Annotated in this window: 23 protein-coding genes and 4 pseudogenes; 10 read left to right on the top strand and 17 right to left on the bottom strand. The window is 56.7% G+C overall.

What is annotated here, in order from left to right:
• Positions 1-10 precede the first annotated feature (10 nt).
• The 3 pseudogenes from SELIN_RS10270 to SELIN_RS10255 form a co-directional block, all read right to left on the bottom strand.
• Positions 11-556, bottom strand: a pseudogene (locus tag SELIN_RS10270) (IS3 family transposase); the annotation flags it as partial.
• A 33-nt stretch (positions 557-589) separates the two neighbouring features.
• A pseudogene (locus SELIN_RS10265) lies at positions 590-1,763 on the bottom strand (IS3 family transposase).
• Positions 1,764-1,823: 60 nt separating this feature from the next.
• Positions 1,824-2,520, bottom strand: a pseudogene (locus tag SELIN_RS10255) (IS5 family transposase); the annotation flags it as partial.
• A gap of 82 nt (positions 2,521-2,602) precedes the next feature.
• Here SELIN_RS10255 and SELIN_RS15530 point away from each other — a divergent pair.
• Together SELIN_RS15530 and SELIN_RS10250 are read left to right on the top strand one after the other, a co-directional pair.
• Positions 2,603-2,788: pseudogene (locus tag SELIN_RS15530) on the top strand (type II toxin-antitoxin system RelE/ParE family toxin); the annotation flags it as partial.
• Positions 2,788-3,081 (top strand): HigA family addiction module antitoxin, encoded by a 294-nt coding sequence (locus SELIN_RS10250; protein WP_013506598.1) that lies wholly within the window; start codon positions 2,788-2,790, stop codon positions 3,079-3,081. The pseudogene SELIN_RS15530 and the gene SELIN_RS10250, both read left to right, overlap by 1 nt.
• A gap of 141 nt (positions 3,082-3,222) precedes the next feature.
• Here SELIN_RS10250 and SELIN_RS15525 read toward each other — a convergent pair whose 3' ends face one another.
• From SELIN_RS15525 to SELIN_RS15265, 3 genes are read right to left on the bottom strand one after another with little or no spacing between them, the layout of a single operon-like run.
• Positions 3,223-3,417: a PIN domain-containing protein gene (locus SELIN_RS15525; protein WP_343122656.1), complete on the bottom strand. Its 195-nt coding sequence runs from the start codon at positions 3,415-3,417 to the stop codon at positions 3,223-3,225.
• Positions 3,418-3,423: 6 nt separating this feature from the next.
• Positions 3,424-3,588: a PIN domain-containing protein gene (locus SELIN_RS15270; protein ID WP_198007086.1), complete on the bottom strand. Its 165-nt coding sequence runs from the start codon at positions 3,586-3,588 to the stop codon at positions 3,424-3,426.
• The gene (locus SELIN_RS15265) at positions 3,585-3,815 is read right to left on the bottom strand and encodes a hypothetical protein (protein WP_013506597.1); all 231 of its coding nucleotides are present in this window, start codon (positions 3,813-3,815) and stop codon (positions 3,585-3,587) included. Before SELIN_RS15265 ends, SELIN_RS15270 begins: the two co-directional genes overlap by 4 nt.
• Positions 3,816-4,284: 469 nt before the next feature.
• Here SELIN_RS15265 and SELIN_RS10235 point away from each other — a divergent pair, with 469 nt between their 5' ends.
• The gene (locus SELIN_RS10235; RefSeq protein ID WP_013506596.1) at positions 4,285-4,527 is read left to right on the top strand and encodes a type II toxin-antitoxin system Phd/YefM family antitoxin; all 243 of its coding nucleotides are present in this window, start codon (positions 4,285-4,287) and stop codon (positions 4,525-4,527) included.
• A 39-nt stretch (positions 4,528-4,566) separates the two neighbouring features.
• On the opposite strand, the gene SELIN_RS10230 is transcribed toward SELIN_RS10235, so the two are convergent.
• The 7 genes from SELIN_RS10230 to hoxE all read right to left on the bottom strand — a co-directional run bounded on the left by SELIN_RS10230 (position 4,567) and on the right by hoxE (position 11,385).
• Positions 4,567-5,568, bottom strand: coding sequence for a hypothetical protein (locus SELIN_RS10230; RefSeq protein ID WP_013506595.1), 1,002 nt, complete (start codon positions 5,566-5,568; stop codon positions 4,567-4,569).
• Between the two features lie 319 nt (positions 5,569-5,887).
• Positions 5,888-6,286 carry a GFA family protein gene (locus tag SELIN_RS15520; protein ID WP_013506594.1) on the bottom strand — a complete coding sequence of 133 codons (399 nt, stop codon included), beginning with the start codon at positions 6,284-6,286 and terminating at the stop codon, positions 5,888-5,890.
• A gap of 379 nt (positions 6,287-6,665) precedes the next feature.
• Complete coding sequence (locus tag SELIN_RS15570) at positions 6,666-7,091, bottom strand: putative iron-sulfur cluster-binding metallochaperone (protein ID WP_013506593.1); 426 nt, start codon at positions 7,089-7,091, stop codon at positions 6,666-6,668.
• 435 nt (positions 7,092-7,526) lie between these two features.
• Positions 7,527-8,069, bottom strand: coding sequence for an NADH-quinone oxidoreductase subunit B family protein (locus tag SELIN_RS10225; protein ID WP_041726888.1), 543 nt, complete (start codon positions 8,067-8,069; stop codon positions 7,527-7,529).
• A 372-nt stretch (positions 8,070-8,441) separates the two neighbouring features.
• Positions 8,442-9,149, bottom strand: coding sequence for a bidirectional hydrogenase complex protein HoxU (gene hoxU / locus SELIN_RS10220; protein ID WP_013506591.1), 708 nt, complete (start codon positions 9,147-9,149; stop codon positions 8,442-8,444).
• Complete coding sequence (locus SELIN_RS10215; protein WP_013506590.1) at positions 9,149-10,867, bottom strand: NuoF family protein; 1,719 nt, start codon at positions 10,865-10,867, stop codon at positions 9,149-9,151. Before SELIN_RS10215 ends, hoxU begins: the two co-directional genes overlap by 1 nt.
• Entirely contained in the window at positions 10,864-11,385 is a 522-nt protein-coding gene (gene hoxE / locus SELIN_RS10210) for a bidirectional hydrogenase complex protein HoxE (protein ID WP_013506589.1), read from the bottom strand. The genes SELIN_RS10215 and hoxE overlap by 4 nt, the downstream gene beginning before the upstream one ends.
• 158 nt (positions 11,386-11,543) lie before the next feature.
• On the opposite strand from hoxE, the gene acuR reads away from it, so the two are divergent.
• Both acuR and acuI read left to right on the top strand, forming a co-directional pair.
• Entirely contained in the window at positions 11,544-12,185 is a 642-nt protein-coding gene (acuR, locus tag SELIN_RS10205; RefSeq protein WP_013506588.1) for an acrylate utilization transcriptional regulator AcuR, read from the top strand.
• A 216-nt stretch (positions 12,186-12,401) separates the two neighbouring features.
• Positions 12,402-13,382: an acrylyl-CoA reductase (NADPH) gene (gene acuI / locus SELIN_RS10200; protein ID WP_013506587.1), complete on the top strand. Its 981-nt coding sequence runs from the start codon at positions 12,402-12,404 to the stop codon at positions 13,380-13,382.
• Between the two features lie 514 nt (positions 13,383-13,896).
• Here the strand turns inward: acuI and SELIN_RS10195 are convergent.
• The 3 genes from SELIN_RS10195 to SELIN_RS10185 form a co-directional block, all read right to left on the bottom strand.
• Positions 13,897-14,859, bottom strand: coding sequence for an SLAC1 anion channel family protein (locus SELIN_RS10195; protein WP_013506586.1), 963 nt, complete (start codon positions 14,857-14,859; stop codon positions 13,897-13,899).
• A 139-nt stretch (positions 14,860-14,998) separates the two neighbouring features.
• Complete coding sequence (locus tag SELIN_RS10190) at positions 14,999-15,370, bottom strand: hypothetical protein (RefSeq protein ID WP_013506585.1); 372 nt, start codon at positions 15,368-15,370, stop codon at positions 14,999-15,001.
• A 152-nt stretch (positions 15,371-15,522) separates the two neighbouring features.
• Positions 15,523-16,746: an SAM-dependent methyltransferase gene (locus tag SELIN_RS10185; protein WP_013506584.1), complete on the bottom strand. Its 1,224-nt coding sequence runs from the start codon at positions 16,744-16,746 to the stop codon at positions 15,523-15,525.
• 240 nt (positions 16,747-16,986) lie between these two features.
• On the opposite strand from SELIN_RS10185, the gene SELIN_RS10180 reads away from it, so the two are divergent.
• Entirely contained in the window at positions 16,987-18,018 is a 1,032-nt protein-coding gene (locus SELIN_RS10180; protein WP_013506583.1) for a TRAP transporter substrate-binding protein, read from the top strand.
• A 223-nt stretch (positions 18,019-18,241) separates the two neighbouring features.
• On the opposite strand, the gene SELIN_RS14160 is transcribed toward SELIN_RS10180, so the two are convergent.
• Positions 18,242-18,868 (bottom strand): histidine phosphatase family protein, encoded by a 627-nt coding sequence (locus SELIN_RS14160; RefSeq protein ID WP_013506582.1) that lies wholly within the window; start codon positions 18,866-18,868, stop codon positions 18,242-18,244.
• Positions 18,869-18,973: 105 nt separating this feature from the next.
• Between SELIN_RS14160 and hisD the strand changes: the two genes are divergently transcribed.
• From hisD to SELIN_RS10155, 4 genes are all read left to right on the top strand, one after another.
• On the top strand, positions 18,974-20,269 hold the full coding sequence (hisD, locus tag SELIN_RS10170) for a histidinol dehydrogenase (RefSeq protein ID WP_198007085.1): 1,296 nt from the start codon (positions 18,974-18,976) through the stop codon (positions 20,267-20,269).
• A gap of 6 nt (positions 20,270-20,275) precedes the next feature.
• Entirely contained in the window at positions 20,276-21,901 is a 1,626-nt protein-coding gene (locus SELIN_RS10165; RefSeq protein WP_013506580.1) for an NFACT family protein, read from the top strand.
• Between the two features lie 67 nt (positions 21,902-21,968).
• Positions 21,969-24,062: an alpha-amylase/4-alpha-glucanotransferase domain-containing protein gene (locus tag SELIN_RS10160; RefSeq protein ID WP_013506579.1), complete on the top strand. Its 2,094-nt coding sequence runs from the start codon at positions 21,969-21,971 to the stop codon at positions 24,060-24,062.
• Positions 24,063-24,066: 4 nt separating this feature from the next.
• Positions 24,067-25,098 carry a galactose-1-phosphate uridylyltransferase gene (locus SELIN_RS10155; protein WP_013506578.1) on the top strand — a complete coding sequence of 344 codons (1,032 nt, stop codon included), beginning with the start codon at positions 24,067-24,069 and terminating at the stop codon, positions 25,096-25,098.
• Positions 25,099-25,157: the final 59 nt, after the last annotated feature.

The following is a 25,157-nucleotide window of genomic DNA, read 5'->3' as shown; positions in this document are numbered from 1 at the left end:
GTCCTTTTGCTTGTCGATAGATCAACTCTGTCTTCAGTATTCCCCAGAAACTCTCAATTGGTGCATTGTCATAGCAATTTCCCCGACGGCTCATGGAAGATTGCATGCCATAACGCTCCAATTGTTGCCTGAACTCATTTGAGCAATATTGGCTGCCACGATCGCTGTGGTGAATGAGCCCCTTGCCGGGACGCTCCAGCTCCACCGCATGCTGCAGTGACTGCATGACAAGGTTCTTGGTCATACGTTCAGACATAGCATACCCCACCAGCTTTTTACTGTAGAGATCCTTGTGACCAGCAAGGTAGAGCCACCCTTCATCTGTTGGAACATAGGTGATGTCGGTAAGCCACGCCTGGTTAGGGGCACTGGCGGTAAACTCCTGATTCAGTATGTTTGGTGCCACTGGCAGCTTGTGGTTCGAGTTGGTGGTTGCCTTGAACTTCTGCTTCTGTTTGCACACTATTCCATGCATCTTGCGTACTTTCCTGATCCGGTAGAGACTGACATGTATTCCATTTGCCATCAGCTCCTGTTGTAGGCGCTCCGGAGAATATGGTATGTGTTGTCAATAACGGACACGAAAACTTTATGCGGTTTTTCTCTCTTTGTAATATTTTTGTTCGAATGCAGCAGGTGAGAGATACCCAAGTCCCCGCTGCATCCTTTGTCTGTTATAGAACACTTCAATGTACTCGGTTATATTACGTATAGCCTCTTGGCGTGTCGCATAGCGCTTGTGATAGATCAACTCTGTCTTCAGTATTCCCCAGAAACTCTCAATTGGTGCATTGTCATAGCAATTTCCCCGACGGCTCATGGAAGATTGCATGCCATAACGCTCCAATTGTTGCCTGAACTCATTTGAGCAATATTGGCTGCCACGATCGCTGTGGTGAATGAGCCCCTTGCCGGGACGCTCCAGCTCCACCGCATGCTGCAGTGACTGCATGACAAGGTTCTTGGTCATACGTTCAGACATAGCATACCCCACCAGCTTTTTACTGTAGAGATCCTTGTGACCAGCAAGGTAGAGCCACCCTTCATCTGTTGGAACATAGGTGATGTCGGTAAGCCACGCCTGGTTAGGGGCACTGGCGGTAAACTCCTGATTCAGTATGTTTGGTGCCACTGGCAGCTTGTGGTTCGAGTTGGTGGTTGCCTTGAACTTCTGCTTCTGTTTGCACACTATTCCATGCATCTTGCGTACTTTCCTGATCCGGTAGAGACTGACATGTATTCCATTTGCCATCAGCTCCTGTTGTAGGCGCTCCGGAGAATATGTCTTCCGGGTTTTCTCGTGAGCCGCTTTGATTTCAACCGTGAGCCGCAGGTTTTCCTTGCGACGCTCTGACACTGGCCGTGTGCGCCATGAATAGTACCCACTGACGGATACATCGAGGACTTCACACAGCAGGCGCAGGTTATACTCAGGCTGAAGTGCTTTGATCATCGCGTACCGGGCTGCGACTCCCTGGCAAAGTACGCGGCGGCCTTTTTTAGGATTTCACACTCCTGGCGCGCACGGTGAAGCTCGCGCTTGAGTCGGGAAAGCTCCTGCTCTACTTCTGTCAGGAGCGGCGATCACTCCCTATTTCTGTAAGCTTGCCCGCCTTGTCCGCACGAAGCCAGCTTTCAAGCGTTGACTTGGGCAAGGAAAGATCTCTAGATACTTCTACGGAAGACTTCCCACTGTCCCTCACAAGACTCACGGCCTCTGCGCGAAATTCCTTGGAGTAACGCGATACCACTCGACGCTTCATAGACACCTCCGGTTTGATAACTCTATCTACCTTTCGTGTCCGATTTATTCAACATACACCAATCCAGCGCCTCGCCTTCTTTGATGGGTCACGCTTCTTGTCCTCGATCTCTTCTTTTCGCTGCTTTACATGGGGTATGTATCCGCGCTGAAGAATGCTGCTGAGCGCCTGCTTTCCCTTGTAGCCACAATCTGCGCAAAGATGCTGCTCCTGCTCTGCAGGCTTCTCGAAGACTACGCCATCAAGAACAGCTTCAAGCTGGCTCACATCATGCCGGTTCGCTCCGGTTACGACGATGGACAACGGGACGCCACGACCGTCCACCAGGACATGACGCTTGCTCCCGTTTTTTTCCCCGATCCGTCGGGTTCTTCCCTACGGTTTCAAGAGCCATTGGTGCTTTGTACATTCCGCCATCTATGCTTTGCCACTCCCAGGCAATTCCCTCCATCTCGTCATACTCAGCCAGCCCTTGACGCCAAATAGCTTCGAATACACCGGCCTTACTCCACTCAATGAAGTACTTGTGCACGGCACTGGCGCAACCAAACTGCTCCTTGGGTATGGCTTTCCACTGGCAACCGGTGCGCAGCACATAGACAATGCCGGAAAACGCCATTCTGGGGTCAAGTCGCTTCCGTCCGCCACCAGGCTTGCGTTTGTAGGTCTTGTCAGGATCTCTTTGCTGGATTGGCAGCAAAGGCTCAACTCTTTGCCAGAAAGCATCTGAGACTTCCCATGATTGCACTTTAGACATAAATCACCGCCATGAATGATCTCTCGCTGAATCATTCTATAGCAAACTATCATAATGGTTAATAATTATTTATGGACAAGCTCTTATTCTGTCAAACCTTGATCTGGCAGAGTCGCCAGATGATATGGATTTACCGGGACTTGCTCTTCACGAGCTGAAAGGCAGTCGCAAAGGTGCCTGGTCTGTCAAGGTGAGTGGGAACTGGAGAGTCACCTTTCGCTTCACCGGAAACAATGCAGAAATTGTAAACTATGAGGATTACCACTGATGAGCATGCATAACCCCGCCCATCCGGGCGCAATACTCAAAGAACTTATTTTGGAACTGGGCATCACCGTGACTGATGCCGCAGCGCATCTTTGTGTCAGCCGTAAGACGCTTTCAAAAATCCTCAATGGACGCGGTGCAATTACTACAGACATGGCCCTGCGCCTGGAGATGGTTTTCGGGAAACCCTCAGCCGATCATTGGCTCAGGCTGCAAAGTGCCTATGACCTGTGGCAGGCGAGAAATAACCGCCAGGCCGTGCACGTTGTACCCTACGAAATGAATCTTGCGTGAACTTACAGTCAGAAGTCCAAAGTGGGTCCGCTGTTGGCATGGAAGGGTAACAGCCGTCTACCACGGATGAACACCGATGGACACGGATAAAAACAGGGAAGATTAAACCGCGAATTGTGGAAGCGCATTCGCCGTTCGTTATTAATCTAAAGGGTTTACAATTTTTACTTGAACGGAAGTAAAGTCCGATACATTGCGTGTCACTAACACCAAATTATGAACTTGTGCTGTTGCCGCAATAATATTATCCGGAACCCTGATCCTTTTCTTACGGCGATTCTCAACGACCTGAGCTGCAATTGTCTCGCTTGTGTCAATGGTGGGAAATGAGCTTATCAGAGATTACACCTGGTGAGCCTCTTCCTTGGAGAATTCATAAGAGAGCACTTCCATGGCGGTTATTCTGGAAATTGCACACTGATGAAAATTCTCCTGGAGAAAGAGCGTCGCAGCAGATTCACCGTTTAGGTGGTAAATGATGATGTTGGAGTCAATCAGATACTTCAAGGCCGGTTGTCCCACTCTGAGCGCAAATTGCTCTGCCACTGTACGGGATCAAGCTTTTTGTTGCGCAGAAGACCAGCTGTATTTTGTAATATCTGCGCTCCATCGATGCATGCACAAGTTGGCTCATCAAAAGGCAGTACAAGAATCTCAATCTTTCGGTTTATATATTCCTTAGGGATGAGAAGTTTGTACTCTTCCGTCTTGGGCTCTAGGATTTGTCTCAGCATAGCGCGCTCCTATAGTGTGTAGGGGCATTAAAAAATGAAATTTCAATAGTATCCTATACCATGCAACCTTTCACGACGCAATCTCTCCGCAGGCCAGTCGCCTGGCCGTGCCATGGCCCGCAAGCGCTGAGAGCATAAGCAGCCGCTGTCTACCACGGATGCATACAATGGACGCCGATTGACGCAGGGAAGATTAAACCGCGAATGAACGCGAATTGCGGACACCGATTAGCGCGAATGGAAAGGCAGAGTCTCACGCCCGTTCGCAGCGCTCACTCAAGGCGCAAAGCCGCAAGGGGGGCAAAGGGAGATTGCCTGTTCAGGGGAAATTTCTATGGAAAAACGCGTAGCCAAACGGCAAGCCACACTTTTATTGAATTGCGACGAAAAAGCGTACTTTCATGAAAGGCGCTGCCAATCGCTGAATATTCCCGAGCAATAAACCCGCACATCGACAGGAGATCATGCCATGCCGGTAGTGAGCGCCAGTGAAGCCCGTGCCAATCTGTATCGGCTTATTGATGAGGTAGCACACTCCCACCAGCCTATAACCATCACCGGGAAAAGGAATAAAGCTGTTCTTGTTGCTGAAGAAGACTGGAATTCCATTCGGGAAAGCCTGTACCTGCTCTCCATTCCCGGTATGCGCGAATCCATCCGCGAAGGCATGCCGACCCCGGTGGAAGAGTGCAGCGAGGAATTGGACTGGTGAATTGGAAGGTGGCCTTAAAACCAATTGGGCGGAGTTCTTTTACGACGCCCTGTCGCCGCAGAACAATCGCCTGGCCGTACCACTGCCCCGCACATAGTGCAACCCCCGCTCCCTGGCCGCATCGCGCAGACAGTGGTAGGCTCCCATGAAGGTGGGGAAACTGCCGCCTTCACCCCGCATCTGCTTGGCAAAGCGCTCACTGTCTATGCCCATGCGCACCAGAATCGGCGGCGCGTCCTCATCCATGGCGCAGGCCTTGTCAGCCCGCACATTGCGCGCCGTCCAGTCCACCAGTTCCATATAATCCACGGTGGTAAAAGGCAGCAGAGCGTCATCAGTGCCACTGTCGTTGAAGCCCAGTAAAGGCGGACACTGAGCCGCTGCCTCTTCCCCCAAAGTCTTTCCCCAGGCCTCTATGCGCGCCTGGATGGAAGAGAAGTCGGAACGCTCCGGTGAATCCGCAATCCCCGCTCGAATGGCATTCAGATCCACATAGGCCATGCACGTCAGCAGACCGTATTCATCCAGCAGCGCCTGGGTGCGAAATCGCCCCTCCCAGAAACGCCCCTTGCAGCCATCTTCCTTGTTGGCCTGCCGGGCAATCCATTCATTGAGACTGCGCATAAACCAGGAAATATCGTACAGACGCGGGCGAATATCCCGAATCAAAGCCGCCAGCATCTGCTCCTGCACCGCACTGAGCTTCTGCCCCGCCAGGAACATCTTGATCAGCGGATTGCCGGAAAAGAGCACATTCCAGCGCCCAAGCACCTCATAATCAGACATCGCCTCCACCCGCTCCCGGTCAACCCGCAGCACCAGATGATAGTGGTTGCTCATCAGAGCGTAGGCGCAGATATCAATAGCAAAGACCTCAGTCAGCACCCCTAGCCGATCCAGAATCCACTGCTTGCGGTGGTCGAAACTCTGCCCCGTTACCGAGTCAACACCACACAGAAAGGCCCTCCGCACACAACGACTGACGCAGTGATAGTAGGGCGTGGAATCCAGGGCAATAATCTGACTTCTGGCAATGGTCATGTGGCACCTCCTGCTGGGAGTTTGGTGGTTTGAGTGTAGCGGATATATGGCGAGATCATCAAGATAAAGTGGGTGTCCTTTAGTTTGTTGCTGTTAATGAGCAATGAAGTTGCAAATCTGCAAGCCTGACACATCTGCCCGCCTCACAACGGCTCGAAAACCTGACTAAGCAACCATGAAATGAAAAAGCTATTTTCTATAACCGGGCCCGTCCAACAAACGGTTCAGATCGTGGCTCGCTTCGCGAGCACAATCTAACCTTATCCGTTTGGCTGTTTGCGCACTCTGCTCAACATTGCAACCAAAGAGGCTCGAAATACTAGGCTGGAAAGGAACCAAATTTAGGAAGAGTTTCCAACTTCTCATCCCAGTTGGCCCTGCTGTCCATGAATATATGCCCCTGGGGTCGGAGTGGCACATCTGTATCAAGGCTCCCAGCGGGCACGAGTAACGTGCCGTTCGTTTGCAGACTTGGCAGCGCTGAACCACAAACCGCACAAAAGCTTCTAACGTGGCGAGTTTCGGGTAAGTTATAAACGGTGACTTGTGATTCTCCAGACAGCCAGCGCAGTTCAGAAGCCCTAGAGAAAAGATTAGCGGCGTTAGATGAGCCCGTGTCTTTCCGACAACGCGAACAATGGCAAAGGAAGAAACCTTCAAAGGGCCCGGTTACCTCGAAGCGAATCGCCCCACATAGACATCCACCCGTATGTTTCACAGCATCACCCACCTGAATTTGTCGGCTCGACCTGAGTCTTGAAGACTCTCTGACTCATCCTTTGCTCGATGACGGCACGAACCACATAACGCCGCAAATCAGCCGCGCGCGCCTTTGGCGCGTCGGCTGGATTTGCCTTGTTAGGAGCAGTTTTCGCAGTATACGTCATAGCCTTCGCCCCACAGTATGTTGAATGATTCCCAATTTAATGCACCATTTGGGCGTAGTAAAATAGAAAAATTCATTTTTTAGTACTACTTATCATTGTTGCTCAGCACATAACGCCTCACATCACCGGCAGCAAAAAGCGGTGTGGCTGGAGCGGAGCGGAAGCCGCGCCGCTTTTTGCTGTCCGAGTGCATGTGATTGTTAGCGCTTTTCATTGCTTTGGAAAATCCGATAAGCAGCATTTACCTGATGGATTTCTTGATTCACATGCACAGTTTTGTTGTTGTGTCTCTTTGATTATGAAGTTCCGGGTATCCGGATTCTCTGCTGCTTCTTTTTGTGTTACACCGTAACAATAACAAATAAGAGAATTTTCATTATTTTCTTTAATCCCGACCTCTGTTCTCATTGATGATTTTTTGATTATTGAATTATCTTGCCCGAAGTACACAACTTCACAATTAGGGTCAGAGCAAAAATAGTACCCTTGTGATGTTTCATTCCATAGCCAGGGGTCTTTGATATGATGCTTTATTGTTGATGAGGACACCAAGCTATATTTTTTTCCATTCACCGGACATTTGTGCTTTTTTGGAAAAGATGTTTGTTTACAGCATGATGAACAGCAATCTGACATGGTTTCTCTCTTTGTTGCGCTAACTACAATTAGGCGTCAAAAGTGACGCTATGCAATTCTCAACTTTTCTTCATTCGTGATGGATAAAAATGTACCCGCCTGGCCAGGGTGCGTCAACGTTATTATTTATTGAAGTTGCCATATCTTCGAGGTTTTCACCCAATATTCGGTGGCCTAACAGGCTGCTGAAAAACCCTCATCTGCTGCGTTGCTCGCCTTCGCGCGTCACTGCAACGTACGGCGAGTACGCTTCATTCCACGCTCTGCGAGCGCCTTGCACCTGAGCATTTTTCAATTGCCTGCGTAGTTTGAGGTATTTCAGCAAGCTGCTAAATGCAAGAGGAAAAACCATGCTTGTTGGATCAGGGAGTATTGGGCACCTCTGCTATTCGCGTCTATTCGAGTTCATTCGCGGTAGAAATCCTCTCCTGTCTTTCACCCAAACACCCTCTGCTCCACCCCTAACTCCACTGGCTTTCCACTCAGCAGTGCCTCCATGGCTTGCCAGATGGCCTGGGGTTCTGGTGGGCAGCCAGGGATAAATCCATCCACTTTTACTACCTGATGGATGGGCAGTACTTTGGGCAGCAGGGCGGGAAGTTCCTTGACGGCTTCGCTGCCATGGGGGGCGGTGCCGGGTCCGGCGTGGTAGACGGCGTTGAGGAGGTCGCTGACGGGGAAGAAGTTGCGCAGGCTGGTGACGTTGCCGGTGATGGCGCAGTCGCCGAGGCTGACGAGGGTGGTGGTGTGCTGGCGCACTTGTTCCAGCAGTTCCAGGTTTTCCACGTTGGTGATGGCACCTTCGGCGATGGTGATGTCCACGCCCTTGGGGAATTCCTTGGTGTCGGCGAGGGGGCTGTAGACGACTTCCACGTGCTGGGCGAGGTCCAGCAGTTTTTCGTGGAGGTCCAGAAAGCTCATGTGGCAGCCGGAGCAGCCACCGAACCAGACGGTGGCGAGGCGCAGTTTTTTGTTCATATCTTTTCCCCCTTCATACGTTTCACTCAAAGTGGTCTTTAACAGGCTGCTGGCGAGAGAAATTTCTTCTTTGTGTCTATCCCCCCTGAGCCCGTCCGGTGAGTGTGAAGCCTGACTGACAAGACCCGCACGGGACACCTGCAGGAGGCAGGTGGTCCGGCAGAGCTGCAGGGAAGCAGCTTCTGCCGGATCTTCAGAGCAGGCGAACAAACGAACCGGATCAACGGGCGTTCGGGGGCGCATTTTTGTGTCCTTTTTGTGCGGTCAAAAAGGACGAATATTCATTGGTGCTTGCTTGTGCGCCACTTTTGGCGATGCAAAAATGGCAATATATTCGGTATTCGAGCAAGCGCGCTGTGACGCGCCATCACGTCACTTTCCTTTCTGCCTGTTCCCCATAATCCTTTCCAGGAACGACTTTTCCTTCTGCATTTCACTGACGGTGGCACCTTTGCGGAAGAGGGCTCCGGTGGGGCAGAGCTGGACGCATTTGCCGCAGTCGGTGCAGGTGGTGCTTTTGCCCCAGGGGCGGTCCAGGTCGGCGACGACGCGGCTGGTGAAGCCTCGTCCGGCGATTTCCCAGGTGCAGGCGCCTTCCACGTCGCGGCAGACGCGCACGCAGCGGGTGCAGAGGATGCAGCGGTTGTGGTCGAGGCCGAATCGGCTGTGGCTGGTGTCCATGGTGAGTTGGGGGAAGAGGTAGTCGAAGCGCACGTGGTCGACGCCGAGCCTGGCGGCGTTGCTTTGCAGTTCGCAGTGTCCGCTGAGTACGCAGACGGCGCAGGCGTGGTTGCGTTCGGCCAGTAGCAGTTCGATGATCATGCGGCGGTATTCGTTGAGGCGGTCGTTATGGGTGGTGATGACCATGCCTTCCTGGGCTTCGGTGGTGCAGGCGGGTTGGGGGCGTCCCCAGCCCTGGATGTCCACGACGCACAGGCGGCAGCCGCCCCACTCTTCCAGCCCTTCGGCGTGGCAGAGGGTGGGCAGGTCGATGTTGTGTTCACGGATGACTTCCAGCAGGCTCTGGCCGCTGCGGGCGCTGAGGAGTTCGTTATTGATGGTGAGGGTGATAACGGACATCAGAGGGCCTCCCCGTTCAGTCGTCCGGCGGCAATGCGCCGCAGGAGTTCGTCGGCCATGTGCAGGTGGGGGACTTCGCTCATGGAGCAGATTCCGGCGGGGCAGTGGCGTTTTTCAATGTGGGCCAGGTATTCGTCGCGGAAGTACTGCAGGGTTCCCAGCACGGGGTTGGGGGCGGTGATGCCCAGGCCGCACAGGGAGGTGTCGCGCACCATGGCGCACAGGTTTTCCAGGTGGTCCATGTCCTCGATGGTGGCGCTGCCGTTGCCGATGTTGGTGAGCAGCCGGTAGAGCTGGGCGGTTCCGGCGCGGCAGGGGGTGCACTTGCCGCAGCTTTCGTCGAGGCTGAATTCCATGAAGAATTTGGCGACGTCTACCATGCAGGTGTTCTGGCCCATGACGATCAGGCCGCCGGAGCCCATGATGGAGCCCAGTTCCTGCAGGCTTTCGTAGTCCATGGGGGTATCCAGGTGTTGGATGGGGATGCAGCCGCCGCTGGGGCCGCCGGTCTGGGCAGCTTTGAAGGTTTTGCCTTCACCCAGGCCGCCGCCGATGTCAAAGACCACTTCGCGCAGGGAGATGCCCATGGGCACTTCGATGAGGCCGGTGTTTTCCACTTCGCCGCACAGGGCGAAGATTTTGGTGCCACGGCTCTTGGGGGTGCCGATGGCGGCGAAGGCTTCCCAGCCGTCGCGGACGATATTGGCGACGCTACCGAAGGTTTCCACGTTGTTGATGAGGGTGGGGCAGCCCCACAGGCCCCGCTGGGCGGGGTAGGGCGGCCTGGGGACGGGCTGGCCGCGTTTGCCGGTGATGGAGGCCATGAGGGCGGTCTCTTCGCCGCACACGAAGGCTCCGGCTCCGATGCGCACTTCCAGGGTGAAGGAGAAGCGGCTGCCCAGCACCTGATTGCCGAGGATTCCCGCTTTCTGGGCGTCCTTGATGGCTTTGCGCAGGCGCTCGGCGGCAACGGGGTATTCGCCGCGCACGTACAGGTAGCCGTGCTGGGCGCCGCTGGCGTAACCGGCGATGGCCATGCCTTCCAGCAGGCGGTGGGGGTCCGATTCCATGAGGGTGCGATCCATGTAGGCACCGGGGTCGCCTTCGTCGCCGTTGGCGACGACGAATTTGCGTTCGCCGGGGGCCTTGCGCACCAGCTGCCATTTGACGCCGGTGGGGTAGCCGCCGCCACCCCGGCCTCGCAGGCCGCTTTTGGTGATGGCGTCGCACACTTCTTCGGGGGTCATCTCGGTGAGGGCCAGGGCCAGGGCGCTGTAGCCTCCGGCGGCGATATAGTCGTCAATATTTTCGGGGTCGATGAGGCCGCTGTTCTCCAGTACCAGCTTGTGCTGCCGCTGGAAAAAGGGCAGGTCGGTGGGCACCTGCTGTTGGGTGGGAAGGGTGCCGGTGCGGGCGTAGTGCTGCACCAGCTCCACAGCAAATTCGCCGGTAACGTGCTCGTACACGGTGTCAGCAGCGCCAGGCTGTTGCACGGTGAGCACGGGTCCGCGACTGCAGGGGCCCATGCAGCCAGTGGCAACGGCTTCAATGGCCATGTCGGCCTGGTGTTCGGCCACGGCACTTTCCAGGGCGCTCTTGATGGCGGCTGCCCCCGAGGAGAGGCAGGGGGTGCTGCAGCAGACGAGGATGCGCAGCTGGCACTGCTGGCGTTTCTGGGCCAGCTCTTCGGCTCGTTCCTGCAGTTCCAGGCGGTTCATGTTGGTTCTCCCCTGCCTGCGGCTATGTGCTGGCGGAGCTTTTCCAGCGTTCCTTCAGGGGTTTCGCGGCCCAGCACTTCGTCATCCAGGGTCAGCATGGGGGCCAGGCTGCAGTTGCCCAGACAGCGGGCCGCGCCCAGGCTCAGCTTGCCGTCGGGGGTGGTTTGTCCGGCGGTGATGCCGTACTCCTTTTCCACGGCGCTGACGATCTCCCCCGCGCCCTTGACATAGCAGGCGGTGCCGGTGCAGACGATGCAGCTGTGTTCGCCACGGGGGCGCAGGGAGAAGAAGTGGTAGAAGGTGGCCACGCCCATGACCTGGCTTTCGGGCAGGTCCAGCTCGCGGGCCACGTGGGTGAGGATCCCCTCGGGCAGGTAGCCGTAGGCCTCCTGGGCGGTATGGAGGACTTCAATCAGGGCGTCGGGCTGGCGGGCATAGCGCTTGAGGGTGCGCTCCACCAGGCGTATACGGGGATCATCGGTGGTGGCTGAACCGGGGGAGGGGGCGGTGTCTGGCATGAGCTCTCCTTCTGCAGAAAGCAGGACGCGTGACGTTGACCATTTTGTAATCGGGTCGCCAAAAGAAATTCATGTGTAACACAATTACCATGGGCGGTGGAAAGGGTCAACGCAGATCGGCGTTTGACTTTTATAGACGACTGGTCTATTTTTCCTGCATGGAAACTATACACGAACCAAAACGCCGGGGCCGCCCCCGCAAAGATGACACCAGCCGTGGGGATGTCCGCCAGGCTCTGATCCGCTCGGGCATGGAGATATTCACCGAGAAGGGATTTGCCACCGCCGGGCTGGACGAAATCCTGAAGCGGGTGGGTGTGCCCAAGGGGTCATTTTACTACTACTTCGCCAGCAAAGAGGAGTTTGGCCTGGCGGTGATTGACGCCTATGCCGCCTTCTTCCTGCACAAGCTGGAGCGCTGGCTGGGCAATGAAAAGCGCTCGCCCCTGCAGCGCATGGCGGACTTCGCCGCCGATGCCATGGCCGGGATGGAGCAGTACGACTTTCGCCGGGGCTGCCTCATCGGCAACCTGGGCCAGGAGGTGGGTTCCCTGCCCGAGCCGTACCGGGCGCGCCTGGAGGAAGTCTTCACCCAGTGGCAGCAGCGGGTCGCCCGCTGCCTGGAGGAAGCGCAGCAGCAGGGAGCCATTGGAGCCGATGCCGACTGTGAGCAGTGGGCGGAGTTTTTCTGGATCGGCTGGGAGGGCGCGGTGCTGCGCGCCCGGCTGGTGCGCAGTGTGCAGCCCATGGAGCAGTTCAGCGGGATGTTTTTGCGGATGGTGTCAGGTGGCTGTTCGTAACAGGGAATTATTCAGCCTGGAATTATGGAAAAGGCAGGCCTCACACAAAGTCCACAAAGCCACCAGGAAAGGCATTGGCTCTCGCCCGTTCGCTGCGCTCACTGGGGACGCTAACACGCGGAGAAATGCCATTGAAATTTTTCTTACTCAGCGTTCTCTGCGCCTCTGCGAGAGATATCTGCTTTTATAAATGTATTTTTTACATTGGAGGAAATCATGCGAGCACTACTTATCGAAAAGGACGACCAGGGATATCGCGCTGCGGTGCAGAATGTGGATGAGGCCAACCTGCCAGCGGGCGATGTGACGGTGGAGGTGGCGTACTCGACCCTGAACTACAAGGACGCCCTGGCGATTACGGGCAAGGGGCCGGTGGTGCGCCAGTTTCCCATGGTGCCGGGGATAGACCTGGCGGGAAGGGTGACCCAGAGCGACAGCCCCGATTTCAAGCCTGGCGATGAGGTGATTCTCAACGGCTTTGGCGTGGGGGAGCTGCACTGGGGCGGCCTGGCGGGTAAGGCGCGAGTGAAGAGCGAGTGGCTGATTCCGCTGCCCAAGGCTTTCAGCGCCCGTCAGGCCATGGTGATTGGCACGGCGGGTTATACGGCCATGCTGTGTGTGATGGCGCTGGAGCAGCATGGAGTGACCCCTGAGCGTGGCGAAGTGCTGGTGACAGGGGCTGCCGGTGGCGTGGGCAGTGTGGCCATCGCCCTGCTGGCAAAGCGCGGCTTCACGGTAGTGGCCTCCAGCGGGCGTTCGGAAGAAGCGGAGTACCTGCGCACCCTGGGGGCGGCGGAAGTTCTCGACCGCTCCATACTGTCGGAGCCCGGCAAGCCTTTGCAGAAGGAGCGCTGGGCGGGCGTGGTGGACGCGGTGGGCAGCCATACCCTGGCCAATGCCTGCGCCAGTACCCGTTACGGCGGCGTGGTCACCGCCTGTGGCCTGGCCCAGGGCATGGATTTTTCCGCCACCGTGGCACCGTTTATCCTGCGCGGCGTGACCCTGGCAGGCATCGACAGCGTCTACTGCCCCCGTGAAAAACGCCTGCAGGCGTGGGATCTGCTGGCCCGTGAACTGGACCCCAAACTGCTGGAACTGGTAGCGCGGGAAATCAGCCTGGAAGAGGCCGTGGCGGTCAGTGGGGAGCTGCTGCAGGGGAAGGTGCGTGGACGAATTGTTGTGGACGTAACCCGCTGACATTCTGCTCGCTCGGTGAGCGCCTGACTTTTGGATAATTTTCTGTAAACGGATGTTTTTCTGAGCTTGTTTTTTGTGATGACAAAAGAGTCCAGCTACTTGTGGAAAGAGTAGCTGGACGCTTTTGCGTTCCCGTATGCGCATCTTGGCTGTGACAGCACACGGGGGAGAGGTAGAGGAAAGTCGTTCCCCCCTGAGCCCGTCCGGTGAGAGCGAAGCCTGGCTGGCAAGACCCGCACGGGACACTCACAGGAAGTGAGTGGTCCGGCAGCACTGCAGGGAGGCAGGGGTCAGGCAACGCAAAGAGGCCCAGGTGCAAGGCGCGGGCAAAGCGAGGAGGGAGGCGTACTCCCTGTACGTCGCAGTGACGAGCGATGACCGGCAACGCAGCAGATGGGCCTCTTTGAGCAGCCTGCTGCCGGATCTCCAGAACAGGCGAGCAAACGATCCGGAAAAACGGGCGTTGGGGGGCGCGTTTTTGCATACTTTTTGCGCGATCAAAAAGTATGATCAATTACTCCTCCGGCACACACAACTCCTTGCGGGCAGCGGCCTTGATGGTCCTGGCGCCAACGATGACGATGACCAGCGCCAGCAGTATCAGCAGGGCGCTTGCCAGTGTTGCGAAAAAGGCACTACTGGTGAGGCTGGCGTAGAGGAAGCTGGAGAGGGACGCTGCGGCCAGGGGGAAGGTGTAGGCCCACCAGGAGAGGAAGAAGGGCAGCCGCACAAAGCGGTCGGTGAAGGTGAGCACCAGCAGGGTCATGAACAGGCCGTGGAAGTAGAGCAGCTGGGCGAAGGCGTCCAGGCTGCCGGTCAGCTTGATGTAGGCGATAAAGCCCACGGCGGGTGGGGCGATCAGGATAAAGAGGGTGGGCAGGAGCTTCGGTGGCAGGCCGTTGTGGAAGATCACCCGGTTGAGGGTGATGCCCAGCAGGGCGACCCAGAAGATGATGCCGACGCTGAAGAAGAACCAGGATATTTCCACGGGGGCATGGCTGACGCCGGCCACGGGCACCAGGATAGTGCCCACCACCGGGATGAACCAGGCGGGGTTGAAGGTCTGCATCTGCAGGCCACGGAAGAACCAGACCCGCAGGGTACGCAGCAGGAAAAACAGGTGCAGCAGGGTTCCGGTGTACCACAGGGCTGCCGAAAGTCCGTGGTGGATCTCCAGATAGCCGATGGACAGCAGCAGCAGGGAGATGGATATGGCGGGGAAGAAGTTCATGCGCACGGGGTGCTGGTACTCCTTGTTGACTTCGGCGGGGTACCTGGCCCATTTGGCCAGGTAGGCGATGCTGAGCACCACAAACCAGGCGCTGACGGCGTACAGGAGTATCTGGGACCAGAAGGGATCACCATGGCGGTGCTCGAAGTGGGCCAGCGCCATGGCCAGGCCGGTCAGGCCCATGACGGAGCCGTAGAGGGGTATGGGTAGATTTTCCAGGCAGAGATTGTTTTCCTGAGCGGACATGGATTCCTCCGGCAATGCAGAATGGGGCAGTGAAATTGAAATCTGCGTGTAAATATGGCGAAATAGCCATGTCAATGCAAGGGGAAAACATGGCCCCTGCTCTTCGTGACAGCAGGGGCGTGGCGGGTAAAGTCGAAAACTACGGGAAGCTCAGGATTGCCCGGGCCTGTTTGCCCTCACGTACGCTAAAAGCCAGTCCCTGGCGATCACCGTTGGCGCGGGTCGCTGTCACATAATAGTCACCGCTTGGCAGATCTGTAATGACCCAGGGTCCGTCAGCTTTTCCCTGAAGCTGCACATCACTATCGGATCGTCTGATAGTAAACGCCATGTTCGCCAGGTAGGGGCCGCTGCGCTGGGAAAAGATGATCAGGGTGTTGCCATCGGGGACATTCAGTCGTTCCTCTTCCCCTACACCTCCGCTCCAGTAGTTCCCATAGGCAACGTTTGCGGCGGTTGCCAGTGTCATCAAAAGGCAGAGAATCCACAATATACGCTGAGGGAAAACCATGACAGACCTCCATGGAAAGGGTTAGCGTTCTGGTTGTTTGTGCTGTTTCTTCGCTCCTGTAAACCCGGGTCGCGGTTGCGGAGTTGTGGGGGCGTTGATGCGTTCAGTTTTCGTCTTTCTCCAAAAAAAGCATAGGCTTCTGGGATATTCTCTCAAGGGTTTTCGGTGATATTCCCCGCAACCTGCATGTGGTTGCGGGTCAGGGGATAGTCATTCTGCAGGCCCTTACTGAAGAGAATCTGGTAGAGGCGGGTCTGGCCCCACTGGAAGGTGGCCTGGCAGTAGTGGAAGTAGATGCGCCACATGCGCACGAAGCTTTCATCGGTCATGGCCTGGATTCTGTCCACCTGTTGCTCAAAGCGGTGAATCCAGTGGCCCAGGGTCAAGGCATAGTGCAGGCGCAGGTTTTCCATGTCCAGGGCCACCAGGTCACGGTTGCCCATGGCTCTGAGTATCTCGTCCAGCAGGGGAATGTAACCGCCGGGAAAGATATAGCGGGATATCCAGGGGTCGCCTCTGTCGTTTTTGCCGATGCCATTGTCCTTGCCGATGGTGTGGAGCAGGCCCAGGCCTCCGGGTTTCAGGAGCGCATGCACCTTTTGCATGTAGGTCGGTATGAATTTCTTCCCCACGTGTTCGAACATCCCGATGGAGACAAATTTGTCAAATTGGCCCTCAGTATCGCGGTAATCCTGCAGGCGCACTTCAAGTTGATTTCCCAGTCCTTCGCGCCGGATACGTTCGCGGGTGTACTCGTACTGTTGCTCTGAAAGGGTTATTCCCCGAACGTGCGCCTGGTAGTGGCGGGCGGCATATACCATCATGCCACCCCAACCGCAGCCGATATCCAGCAGGGTCTCTCCCGGCTGCAGGCGAAGCTTGCGGCAGATCAGCTCGTACTTCTGCTGCTGGGCCGCCTCCAGGCTGTCCTGAGGTGTCCGGAAATAAGCACAGGAGTAAGCCAGGCTTGTATCAAGCCACAGCTGGTAGAAGTCATTGCCGTGATCGTAGTGAGAGGAAATGTTGGTCCGTGACTGGTGAATGGTGTTAAGGGAACGCAGGTGTTCAAGGAAGATGCGGGCTTTGGTGCTGACGGGGATACAGGTGTCCCGGAAGCGCCTGTCCATTCCCAGGCGCAACAGCTGCTGGATGTCGCCCTCTATGTCGATGGTGCCAGCCATGTACTCTTCGCCGAAGCCCAGTGAGCCTTCGCGCAGCAGGCGGCGTGCCGCCTGTTCGGAGTGGAGGTGCAGGGTAAAGCAGGGTGGATGGTTGCCGATGGTGACGGTTCTGCCGTTCCACAGTCGGAAGGCGCCGTTGACTTCCGGATAGCAGTGGGCCAGTGCCAGGACGACGTCCTCGAAGGTTTTGAGCATCTGAAGAGCCCTCCGTGCGGTGCTTTGGACGGTTGTGCAGAGTGAAGATAGGACCATTCAGATTTCGGTGCCGGCAGTACGAGATTACCACAGAAAAATGGCCTTTTTCAATGGAAGCCCCCGGTCATTGTCTGTCAAACGCTGTTCCATTTTTTCTCGACTGGTGGTGAACTTGTGCATGCAAAACGCGATTTTCATGGTATGATTCATGGATAGTTCACTCTGGAGGAGGCCTCGCCCATGCGCAAAATACTTTTGATTCTGTTTGCTCTGTTGTTTTTTCCCTTCCTGGCCATTGGTTCCGAAGATCCGACGGCTTCCTGGCAACCTAAATTCGACCCCAGTGGCGCCAAATACACCTATATTCTCTCCAATGTTTCCCACCCTGCCATTGAAGGCGTAGCGGTGGGCTATCGCATTCGCGACCGGGTGTGGGAGCGCACCAATGGTCAGCTTTATGTGGATTTCCGCCCCCTGGCCCAGCTTGGTGGCGAGCGCGATGTGCTGAGTAAACTGCGCATGGGTGCGGTGCACGGTATGCTCTGTTCATCGGTGGCGGCGGCGAACCTGAATGACCGTCTGGGCCTGGTGAACCTGCCTTTCGTCATCAACAGCTTTGACCGCCTGGAGGCCTTCCGGGAAAATGAGGAACTGTTCAGTACCTTTCAGGAAGCGCCTCTGCAGCAGGGGGTGCTGGCTATCGACGTGACCACCTACGGCACCTACGGCTGGGCGTCCCGCACGCCGGTGAATACGCTGGAAGAGGCGCGGCGGGTAAACTTCCGCATTGCCGAGGCTCCAGTGAATATCGATATCTACCGCGCCTGGAACCTGCGCTTCACCGTCATGCCCTGGCCCGATGTCCCCCAGGCCCTGCAGACCGGCGTTATTGACGGGCTGGATCACACCCCCACCACGCTGAATATCTCGCGCAAGTTTGATATCGCCAAGCACTACACCCATGTGGATTACGCCCAGGGCCTCTATGTACACCTGACCAACAAGCGCTGGCTGGACCGTCTGCCCGAGGATATCCGTGAGATATTCCTGGAAGTGGTGGCCGAGGAAAGCGCCATTGCCCGCCAGAAGGGTCGTCAGCAGCAGGAAGACCAGATCGCGGCAGCCAAGGCAAACGGAGTCACCTTTGTGCGCCTGGGTGAGGAGGATCTGCAAACCCTGGAGCGTATGGCCAAGCCGGTGTATGAGCAGTGGGAGCCCCGCATTGGCAGCGAGTACGTTCAGCAGGTGCGGGAGTACCTGAAGGACAAGTAGCCAAAGGCGCGACATGTTCCCGTGAAGAGAATACAGAAGGAATCCCCCGACGATTGTCGCCGGGGGATTCTTTTTTTGCAGGCTGCTGAAAAACCTCATCTGCGGTGTTTTCGTAGTCACTCGTCATTGCAATGTACGGGGAGTATGCTTCATAACTCGCTCCGCGAGCGCCTTGCACCTGAGTATTTTTCAACTGCCTGCTTGTTTTATGTATTTCAGCAGGCTATGAGAGGTGGATTTGTCGGTTGAGGCTGCGCAGGGCCAGGCTGTCCTCGTACTCCTCGATGATGGTCAGGGAGCAGTGGTCCACCCGCATATGGGAGAGGGCGCGCAGAGGGCAGTGCAGCAGGTGCGCCACGACGACGCGGATCACTCCTCCGTGGCACATGATCAAGGAGTTGCCGGCCGGGGCGCTGCGGCGCACTTCTTCCCAGGCGGTCTGCACCCGTCTGGTGAACTGGGCCAGGCTTTCGCCCTCTTCCACCTCCAGCCAGTTGCGTCCCTTGGGGTGCAGGTGCGGGTACTGCTGCAGCACCTGATGGAATGGCAGTCCTTCGGCTTTGCCCATGTTCTTTTCGCGCAGTCCCGGCAATACCAGGGGATCGGGAAGGCGAGCGCCGTGCAGGGCCATGGTCTGCAGGGAGTGGTGGCAGCGCTGCAGATCGGAGCTGTAGCAGGCGTCAAAGGCGAGCTCCAGGGTGTTCAGGTGGTGGGCCAGCCTGCCGGCCTGCTGGTGTCCGAGGTCTGAGAGTCCGGGGTCGAGCCAGCCGTAAAAGATTCCGTGGAAGGCTTCTTCCACTTGCCCATGGCGGGCCAGATAGTAGGTCTTGAGGGGGGCAGCCGTTGGCATATCATTTCCTGTTTGTGGTATATTTTCACAATGGTCAACGGTTTCCCGTGGACAGAAGGTCTGTTTCGGTTTACTGTTGGCGCATTTCAGGACAGGGGGTTGCCAGTGCTTTCCATACTCTCACGCAACGATGCTCAGTTTGATGCAAAGATATCTCACATTCTCTCCCGGGGCCAGTCGCAGGACCAGGCTGTGGAAGAGGTGGTTCGCACTATACTCGAAGATGTTCAGCAACATGGCGACGAAGCCCTTATACGGTATACCAGCCGTTTTGACAATCTGGATCTGAATGCCACGGGCCTTGCCCTCAACGGCGGCACCATCGAGGCCTGCCGCTCCGAAATCTCCACCCGGCAGTACCAGGCCCTGGAAAGGGCGGCAGCTAATATCCGCTCCTTCCACGAGCGGCAGAAGCGTAACAGCTGGATGGAGCAGGATCCAGTGAATGGTAATATCCTGGGCCAGCGTTACCGTCCGCTGGACTCCGTGGGGATCTATGTTCCCGGTGGCAAGGCCGCCTATCCCAGCAGTGTGCTGATGAACGCCATTCCGGCTCAGGTTGCCGGGGTTGAGCGGATTGTCATGGTGGTGCCAACGCCCGATGGGTATGTGAATCCGGCGGTGATGGTGGCAGCCCATATCGCGGGGGTGTCGGAGATCTACCGGGTGGGCGGAGCCCAGGCGGTGGGGGCCCTGGCCTATGGTACCCAGACCATTGCTCCGGTGGACAAGATTGTCGGCCCTGGCAATATCTATGTGGCTACGGCCAAACGCATGGTCTTTGGCCGCGTGGATATTGATATGATTGCCGGGCCCAGTGAAATACTGATTATTGCCGACAGGGGAGCGGATCCCCGTCATATCGCCATTGATATGCTCTCCCAGGCGGAGCACGATGAGCTGGCCTCGGCGGTATTGATTACCGACTGCGAAGAGCTGGCCCAGAAAACGGCCAAGGCCCTGGAGGACGAGCTGGCCATTCTGCCGCGTCGTGATATTGCCCGCAAGAGCCTGGAGAGCTATGGCGCCATCATTGTGGTTCCCGATCTGCTGGAGGCTGCCCGGGTCAGCAATCAGATTGCGCCTGAGCACCTGGAGCTCTCGGTAGCCGATCCTTTCTGGCTGCTGCACGCTATCAAGCATGCGGGCGCCATCTTCATGGGATACCACACCAGCGAAGCAGTGGGTGACTATATCGCCGGCCCCAACCATGTTCTGCCCACTGGCGGAACAGCGCGCTTTTTCAGCCCCCTCAATGTGGATGACTTTGTCAAGAAATCCTCGCTGGTGTACTACACGCCCATGGGCCTGGAAGAGGTGGCCCGCGATGTGGAAATTCTCACCGCCATGGAAGGGCTGGATGCCCATGGTCGCAGCGTCAGTTACCGGGTGAGAAAGTAGGGGGACATGGACTATCCCTCTTTGGTGGCCCTGGCGGAGGATATTGCTGCCAGGGCTGGCCGCACACGGGTGCGCGATATCATTATGGTGGACTGGCACCAGCTCTTCCTGCGCCTTGATGACGTGGATGTGCAGATCAGCGCCCACTCCCATCCCAACTTTATGGTTCTGGTTCCCCACTCCCCCCGGACTTCCCGTGAGTACCCCTTTGCCCGTGCCCTTGAGACACACCTGAAGGGTACCTACCTGCTGCGTTGCAGTGTGCGGGAGCATGAGCGGATTCTTCGCCTGAGCTTTGGTTCGGTGCAGGGTCAGATCAAACGCAAGTTCCACCTGGTGGTGGAAATCATGGGTCGCCATTCCAATGTGATTCTGCTGGATGAGGACAAGCTGGTACTGGCAGCCCTGAAGGAGAACTGGGATGTCTCCACCGCACGGCCACTGCTGACGGGGCAGCCCTATCAGTTTCCCCCTTCCCAGGGGCGCCGTTTTCCGGATTCGCCGGAGGACTTCCGCGATGGCGCCGTGGCCAGGCGTGAGCTGTGTTTCCCCCCCTGGCTGATCGATTACTTCTGCCGCTATCCCGAAGATTTTCCCGCTTACCGCGATGCCCTGGAGCGCCGGCAGTTCGATTTTGCGCGGGTGGATACGGGTGGGAAGCTCTGGGCCAGTGTGGTTTCCCTGCCCCACGCCCGGACGGTGGAGACCTTTGACAGTGTCAGCGCCATGGTGCTTGGCAGTGCGGTGGAACGCGAGGAAAGTGCCCTGGAGCGCCGCCGTCGCCGGCTTGTGCGGCGCATGGAAGATGCCATAGTGGCCCAGCAGGCGAAGATGGAGCTGTTGCGGCGTCAACTGGAGCAGCATGGTGACACTGGCGCGCTGCAGCGGGAGGCGCAGCTGATTAAGGATAACCTGCACCGCCTGCGGGGTGGTGGCCGGGTACGCTGCCATGACTACGTGCACAATACCGATGTCGAGCTGGAGCTGCCCCGCGATATCCTGCCCCGCGTCTATATGGAAAAGCTCTTCCGGCGTATCCGCAAATATCACCTTTCGCTGCCCCATCTGCAGCGTCAGTTGGAAAAATGTAAAAACAGTGTCACCTATCTGGAGCAGGAGCGTTACTATGCATCCTATCTTCAGAGCCTGGAAGAAGTGCTGCACAAGGAGCGGGAGCTGTTTCCCCGCCGGGGAGTCACCGAGCGTCCGGGGAAGCGTTCCGTCAGTCGTGAACGTGAACGGGTAAAAAAACTGGATTTTCGTGGATACCTGTTATATGTAGGGCTTTCCAGCGCGGCCAACGAAAAGGTGACCTTTGGTGCCCGTCCCGACGACTGGTGGTTTCATGCCAAGGATATTCCCGGTGCCCATGTGGTGCTGGCGTGTCACAACCGCCCTGCTCCCGACGAGGAGAGTATGGCCATGGCAGCGGCGCTGGCGGCCTTTTTCTGTCGAAACAGTTCTGAGGATAAGGTTTCCGTCGATTACACCCAGCGCAAACACGTGCGCAAACCAGCGGGCACACCGCCGGGAACGGTGTACTATACCCACTTCAAGACACTGCTGGTGGGGCGGGAACAGATGGACGCGGCCCGCAGGTTTCTGGAATCATCCAGCGAAACGGTGAGCTGATTGTCGATTGGTGATCATTCTGGTAAAACACGATACAATTGAAACACATCAACCTGAAGGGCGTTATATGGAACAAACAGCTTCGCACCTTTCTTCTGCTCCCCCCGTACGCCTCCTGATGGGCATTCACTGCCACCAGCCCTACCAGAATTTTTCCTGGGTTCTCGAAGATGCCTGTACCAAAAGCTATGAACCCTTCCTGCAGACCTGCCTGCGCTATCCCGATTTCCGCTTTGCCCTGCACTACAGCGGCTGGCTGCTGCAGTGGATTCAGACCAATCGACCTGCGGTCTTTGACCTGATCGGTGAGATGGCATCCCGTGGGCAGGTGGAGATATTCACCGGGGGCTTTTTTGAGCCGATTCTCGCCTCCATTCCCCACAAGGATCAGGTGGGTCAGATAGAGATGCTCAGCAGCTATATCCAGAGCAATTTCGGCCAGACGCCCAAGGGCCTGTGGCTGACGGAGCGTATCTGGGATAGTTCCATTGTGCCAGCAGTGGTGCAGGCTGGTGTGGAGTATGCCATTGTCGATGACTATCATTTTATCAGCGCCGGTTTTGAACCGGGTGCCCTGGACGGTCACTATGTGACGGAGGAAGGGGGGCGCTGCCTCAAGCTTTTCCCCATCAGTGAAAAACTGCGCTACACCATTCCCTTCAAGAATCCCGGACAGACCATAGATCACTTGCTGGAGCACGCCCGTGAGGACGGTTCATCGGCCCTGACCTTCTTTGATGATGGCGAGAAGTTTGGTGTCTGGCCCCAGACCAATGAGTGGGTTTTCGGCGAGCGGCGCTGGCTGGAGGAGTTCATCGAGACTGTTCTTGACCATCCTCGCGTTCGGCTGGAAAGCTTTGCCGACTATGTGTCTGATCAGCGTCCACGGGGTATCGCCTACCTGCCGGTGTGCTCCTATTACGAGATGGGAGCCTGGACATTGCCATCGCGTCTGGCGAGTCGCTTTGATGAGTTTTACCACAGGGTGAAAAAAGAGGACGAGGCCACGGCTACGGCCTTCGTCAAGGGGAGTATCTGGAAGAACTTCCTGGTGAAGTATCCCGAGTCCAATAATATTCACAAGAAAATGCTGCGTCTGGCATCCCTGCCCCTGGGGCTGGAGGCCCGCGAAGCGCTCTATCAGGGGCAGTGCAACGATGTCATGTGGCATGGGGTCTTTGGCGGCCTCTACCTGCCCAACCTGCGATTCAACGCCTATGAGGCGCTCAATCGCTGCGAGCGCCTGGCGGGGCGATCCGGTGTCTTCGTGGGCGACTTCAACTGTGATGGCTACCCGGAGGTGCTGGCACGCACCCAGGCATACTTCGCGTCTCTTTCCAGCCGCGAAGGCGCTCAGCTTTACGAACTGAGCTGCATGCGTTCACTGGTGAACGTGCTCAACACCCTGACCCGCCGCCATGAGGCCTACCACCACAAGCTGGGCAAGCCGGCAGCCGGTGAGGTGCCGGAGACGGTGGAAGATGCCGATGGTATCGCCTCCATCCATGACCTGGTTGCCGATGAACAGATGGAGCTGCCGCCGCTGCACTATGACTGGCATCAGAAGTACTCCTTTGTGGACCACTTCATGGCGGAACTGCCCACGGATGAATCCTTTGTGGCAGCTGATCTGAAGGAGCAGGGGGACTTTGCCAACCAGCCTTTTGCCGTAATTCACCAGAATAGTGGTGACGTGCTGCTGCGGCGCTCTGGAGGCCTCTATCGCTGGGCGGAAAAACTGGCGGGCATCACTGTTGAAAAACGCTACCAGTTTCTCAGCCAGAGCGTTCAGGTGGATGTGTGTGTGGAATCGGATCGTGATATTGAGACGTTCTACGGCTGTGAGTTGAACTTCCATATTCCTTCTGGTGTTGAGCAAAGCCATATAGAAATTCATGGAAATAGATTCCCGAAAGACCATACTTTTACCTTTAATGATGTGCGGGATTTTTGCCTGGAGGACGGGCTGTTTCACACTCCCCTGAGGGTGCATGCCTGCACGGCCCAGCGTCTGTTGGGCTTTCCGGTGATGACGGTGTCACAGTCGGAAGCCGGGTACGATGCCACCTACCAGGGCACCTCCTTCTTATGGTGCCGTCCCCTGACACTGCGCGCCGGAGAGCGCCAGAAAATGAGCTTTCTGCTCAGCTTCGGAGGGTGAAGCGATGACGACCAAGCTCAGACAGGATCCCATGGGACGCTTTGCGGTAGTCTACGAGCCTGGTCTTGCCCGGCTGCCGCTGCTTTCAGGGCCTGGTAACGGCAGTGCGGATGGCGGGGAGCAGAGCGTGGCCTGTCCTTTTTGTCCTGGAAATGAGCGCTACTGCCAGTTTTCCATTGATCAGTTCGGGGAGAAAAAAGACTGGAAGCTGCGGGTGATTCCCAATCGCCTGCCGTTTTTTTCCGTTGAAGGTGGCGAAGAGGCTTTCCCCGACGGTATCTATGATATCAATGGTGGTGCCGGTGCCCATGAGGTCATCATCGAAAGTCCAGAACACGGGCTCACGCCCTTTGCCTTTACCCAGGCGCAGTGGTGCGACATTTTTACCATGACAGCGCGCCGTCTGACGGATCTGCGCCAGGACAGCCGCTTTCAGTATGTCAGTTTTTTTCGCAATTTCGGTGTTCAGGCGGGTGCCGCCCTCTCCCATCCCCACAGCCAGATTCTGGCGCTGCCACTGGTGCCGCCGGAGGTGCAGCAGAAGCTGCGGGCCTTTCACCGCCATCAGGAGCACAAGGGGCGATGCCTGGCGTGCGATATCGTGCACCACGAAACCTCGGCGCGCAAACGCATCCTTGCGGAAAATGAGTCCTTTGTGGCCATGGCTCCCTATGCTTCGCGCCATCCCTTCGAAATGCATGTCTACCCCCGCCGGCATCAGGGTTTTTTCGAGTCCATGAGTCCTGAGGAGCAGGTGCTGTTCAGCCGCATCATAGCTGATCTTATGCAAAAGTTGCAGAGAGTACTGGCTGAGCCGCCATTTCATATGATACTGTTCAATCGTCCGGTCCCTGCTGAGGGGAGCCGGTTTCACTGGCACATGGAAATTCTGCCCCGGGTGTTTGCGGCGACGGCGCTGCAGGAGGGGACGGGAATCTATATGAATCCGGTTACTCCTGAGGAGGTGGTCAAGGTGGCTGGGAGCCGCCCTGCCCAGGGTTTTGATGACCAGATCGATGACAATGGCATTGGATAAACTGTTGGTTCTGTTTCACGGATTGTTGTACCGGGTTTACCTCGAGAGCTGAGGAGGGT

Origin of the sequence: Desulfurispirillum indicum S5 (assembly GCF_000177635.2) — a bacterium.
Classification (GTDB): domain Bacteria; phylum Chrysiogenota; class Chrysiogenetes; order Chrysiogenales; family Chrysiogenaceae; genus Desulfurispirillum; species Desulfurispirillum indicum.
Note: the sequence above shows the minus strand (reverse complement) of the source record. Positions and strands in the feature narration are given on the sequence as shown.

Coding starts and splice junctions, on each gene's coding strand:
- SELIN_RS10225 (WP_041726888.1), bottom strand. CDS start 8,069: ATGAACAAAAAACTGCGCCTCGCCACCGTCTGGTTCGGTGGCTGCTCC.
- SELIN_RS10215 (WP_013506590.1), bottom strand. CDS start 10,867: ATGAACCGCCTGGAACTGCAGGAACGAGCCGAAGAGCTGGCCCAGAAA.
- SELIN_RS10195 (WP_013506586.1), bottom strand. CDS start 14,859: ATGTCCGCTCAGGAAAACAATCTCTGCCTGGAAAATCTACCCATACCC.
- SELIN_RS15265 (WP_013506597.1), bottom strand. CDS start 3,815: ATGCTGAGACAAATCCTAGAGCCCAAGACGGAAGAGTACAAACTTCTC.
- SELIN_RS10185 (WP_013506584.1), bottom strand. CDS start 16,746: ATGCTCAAAACCTTCGAGGACGTCGTCCTGGCACTGGCCCACTGCTAT.
- SELIN_RS10160 (WP_013506579.1), top strand. CDS start 21,969: ATGGAACAAACAGCTTCGCACCTTTCTTCTGCTCCCCCCGTACGCCTC.
- SELIN_RS10230 (WP_013506595.1), bottom strand. CDS start 5,568: ATGACCATTGCCAGAAGTCAGATTATTGCCCTGGATTCCACGCCCTAC.
- SELIN_RS10190 (WP_013506585.1), bottom strand. CDS start 15,370: ATGGTTTTCCCTCAGCGTATATTGTGGATTCTCTGCCTTTTGATGACA.
- SELIN_RS10250 (WP_013506598.1), top strand. CDS start 2,788: ATGAGCATGCATAACCCCGCCCATCCGGGCGCAATACTCAAAGAACTT.
- SELIN_RS10155 (WP_013506578.1), top strand. CDS start 24,067: ATGACGACCAAGCTCAGACAGGATCCCATGGGACGCTTTGCGGTAGTC.
- SELIN_RS10180 (WP_013506583.1), top strand. CDS start 16,987: ATGCGCAAAATACTTTTGATTCTGTTTGCTCTGTTGTTTTTTCCCTTC.
- SELIN_RS14160 (WP_013506582.1), bottom strand. CDS start 18,868: ATGCCAACGGCTGCCCCCCTCAAGACCTACTATCTGGCCCGCCATGGG.
- hoxE (WP_013506589.1), bottom strand. CDS start 11,385: ATGCCAGACACCGCCCCCTCCCCCGGTTCAGCCACCACCGATGATCCC.
- acuR (WP_013506588.1), top strand. CDS start 11,544: ATGGAAACTATACACGAACCAAAACGCCGGGGCCGCCCCCGCAAAGAT.
- SELIN_RS15570 (WP_013506593.1), bottom strand. CDS start 7,091: ATGTCAGATTGCTGTTCATCATGCTGTAAACAAACATCTTTTCCAAAA.
- SELIN_RS10165 (WP_013506580.1), top strand. CDS start 20,276: ATGGACTATCCCTCTTTGGTGGCCCTGGCGGAGGATATTGCTGCCAGG.
- hoxU (WP_013506591.1), bottom strand. CDS start 9,149: ATGTCCGTTATCACCCTCACCATCAATAACGAACTCCTCAGCGCCCGC.
- acuI (WP_013506587.1), top strand. CDS start 12,402: ATGCGAGCACTACTTATCGAAAAGGACGACCAGGGATATCGCGCTGCG.
- SELIN_RS10235 (WP_013506596.1), top strand. CDS start 4,285: ATGCCGGTAGTGAGCGCCAGTGAAGCCCGTGCCAATCTGTATCGGCTT.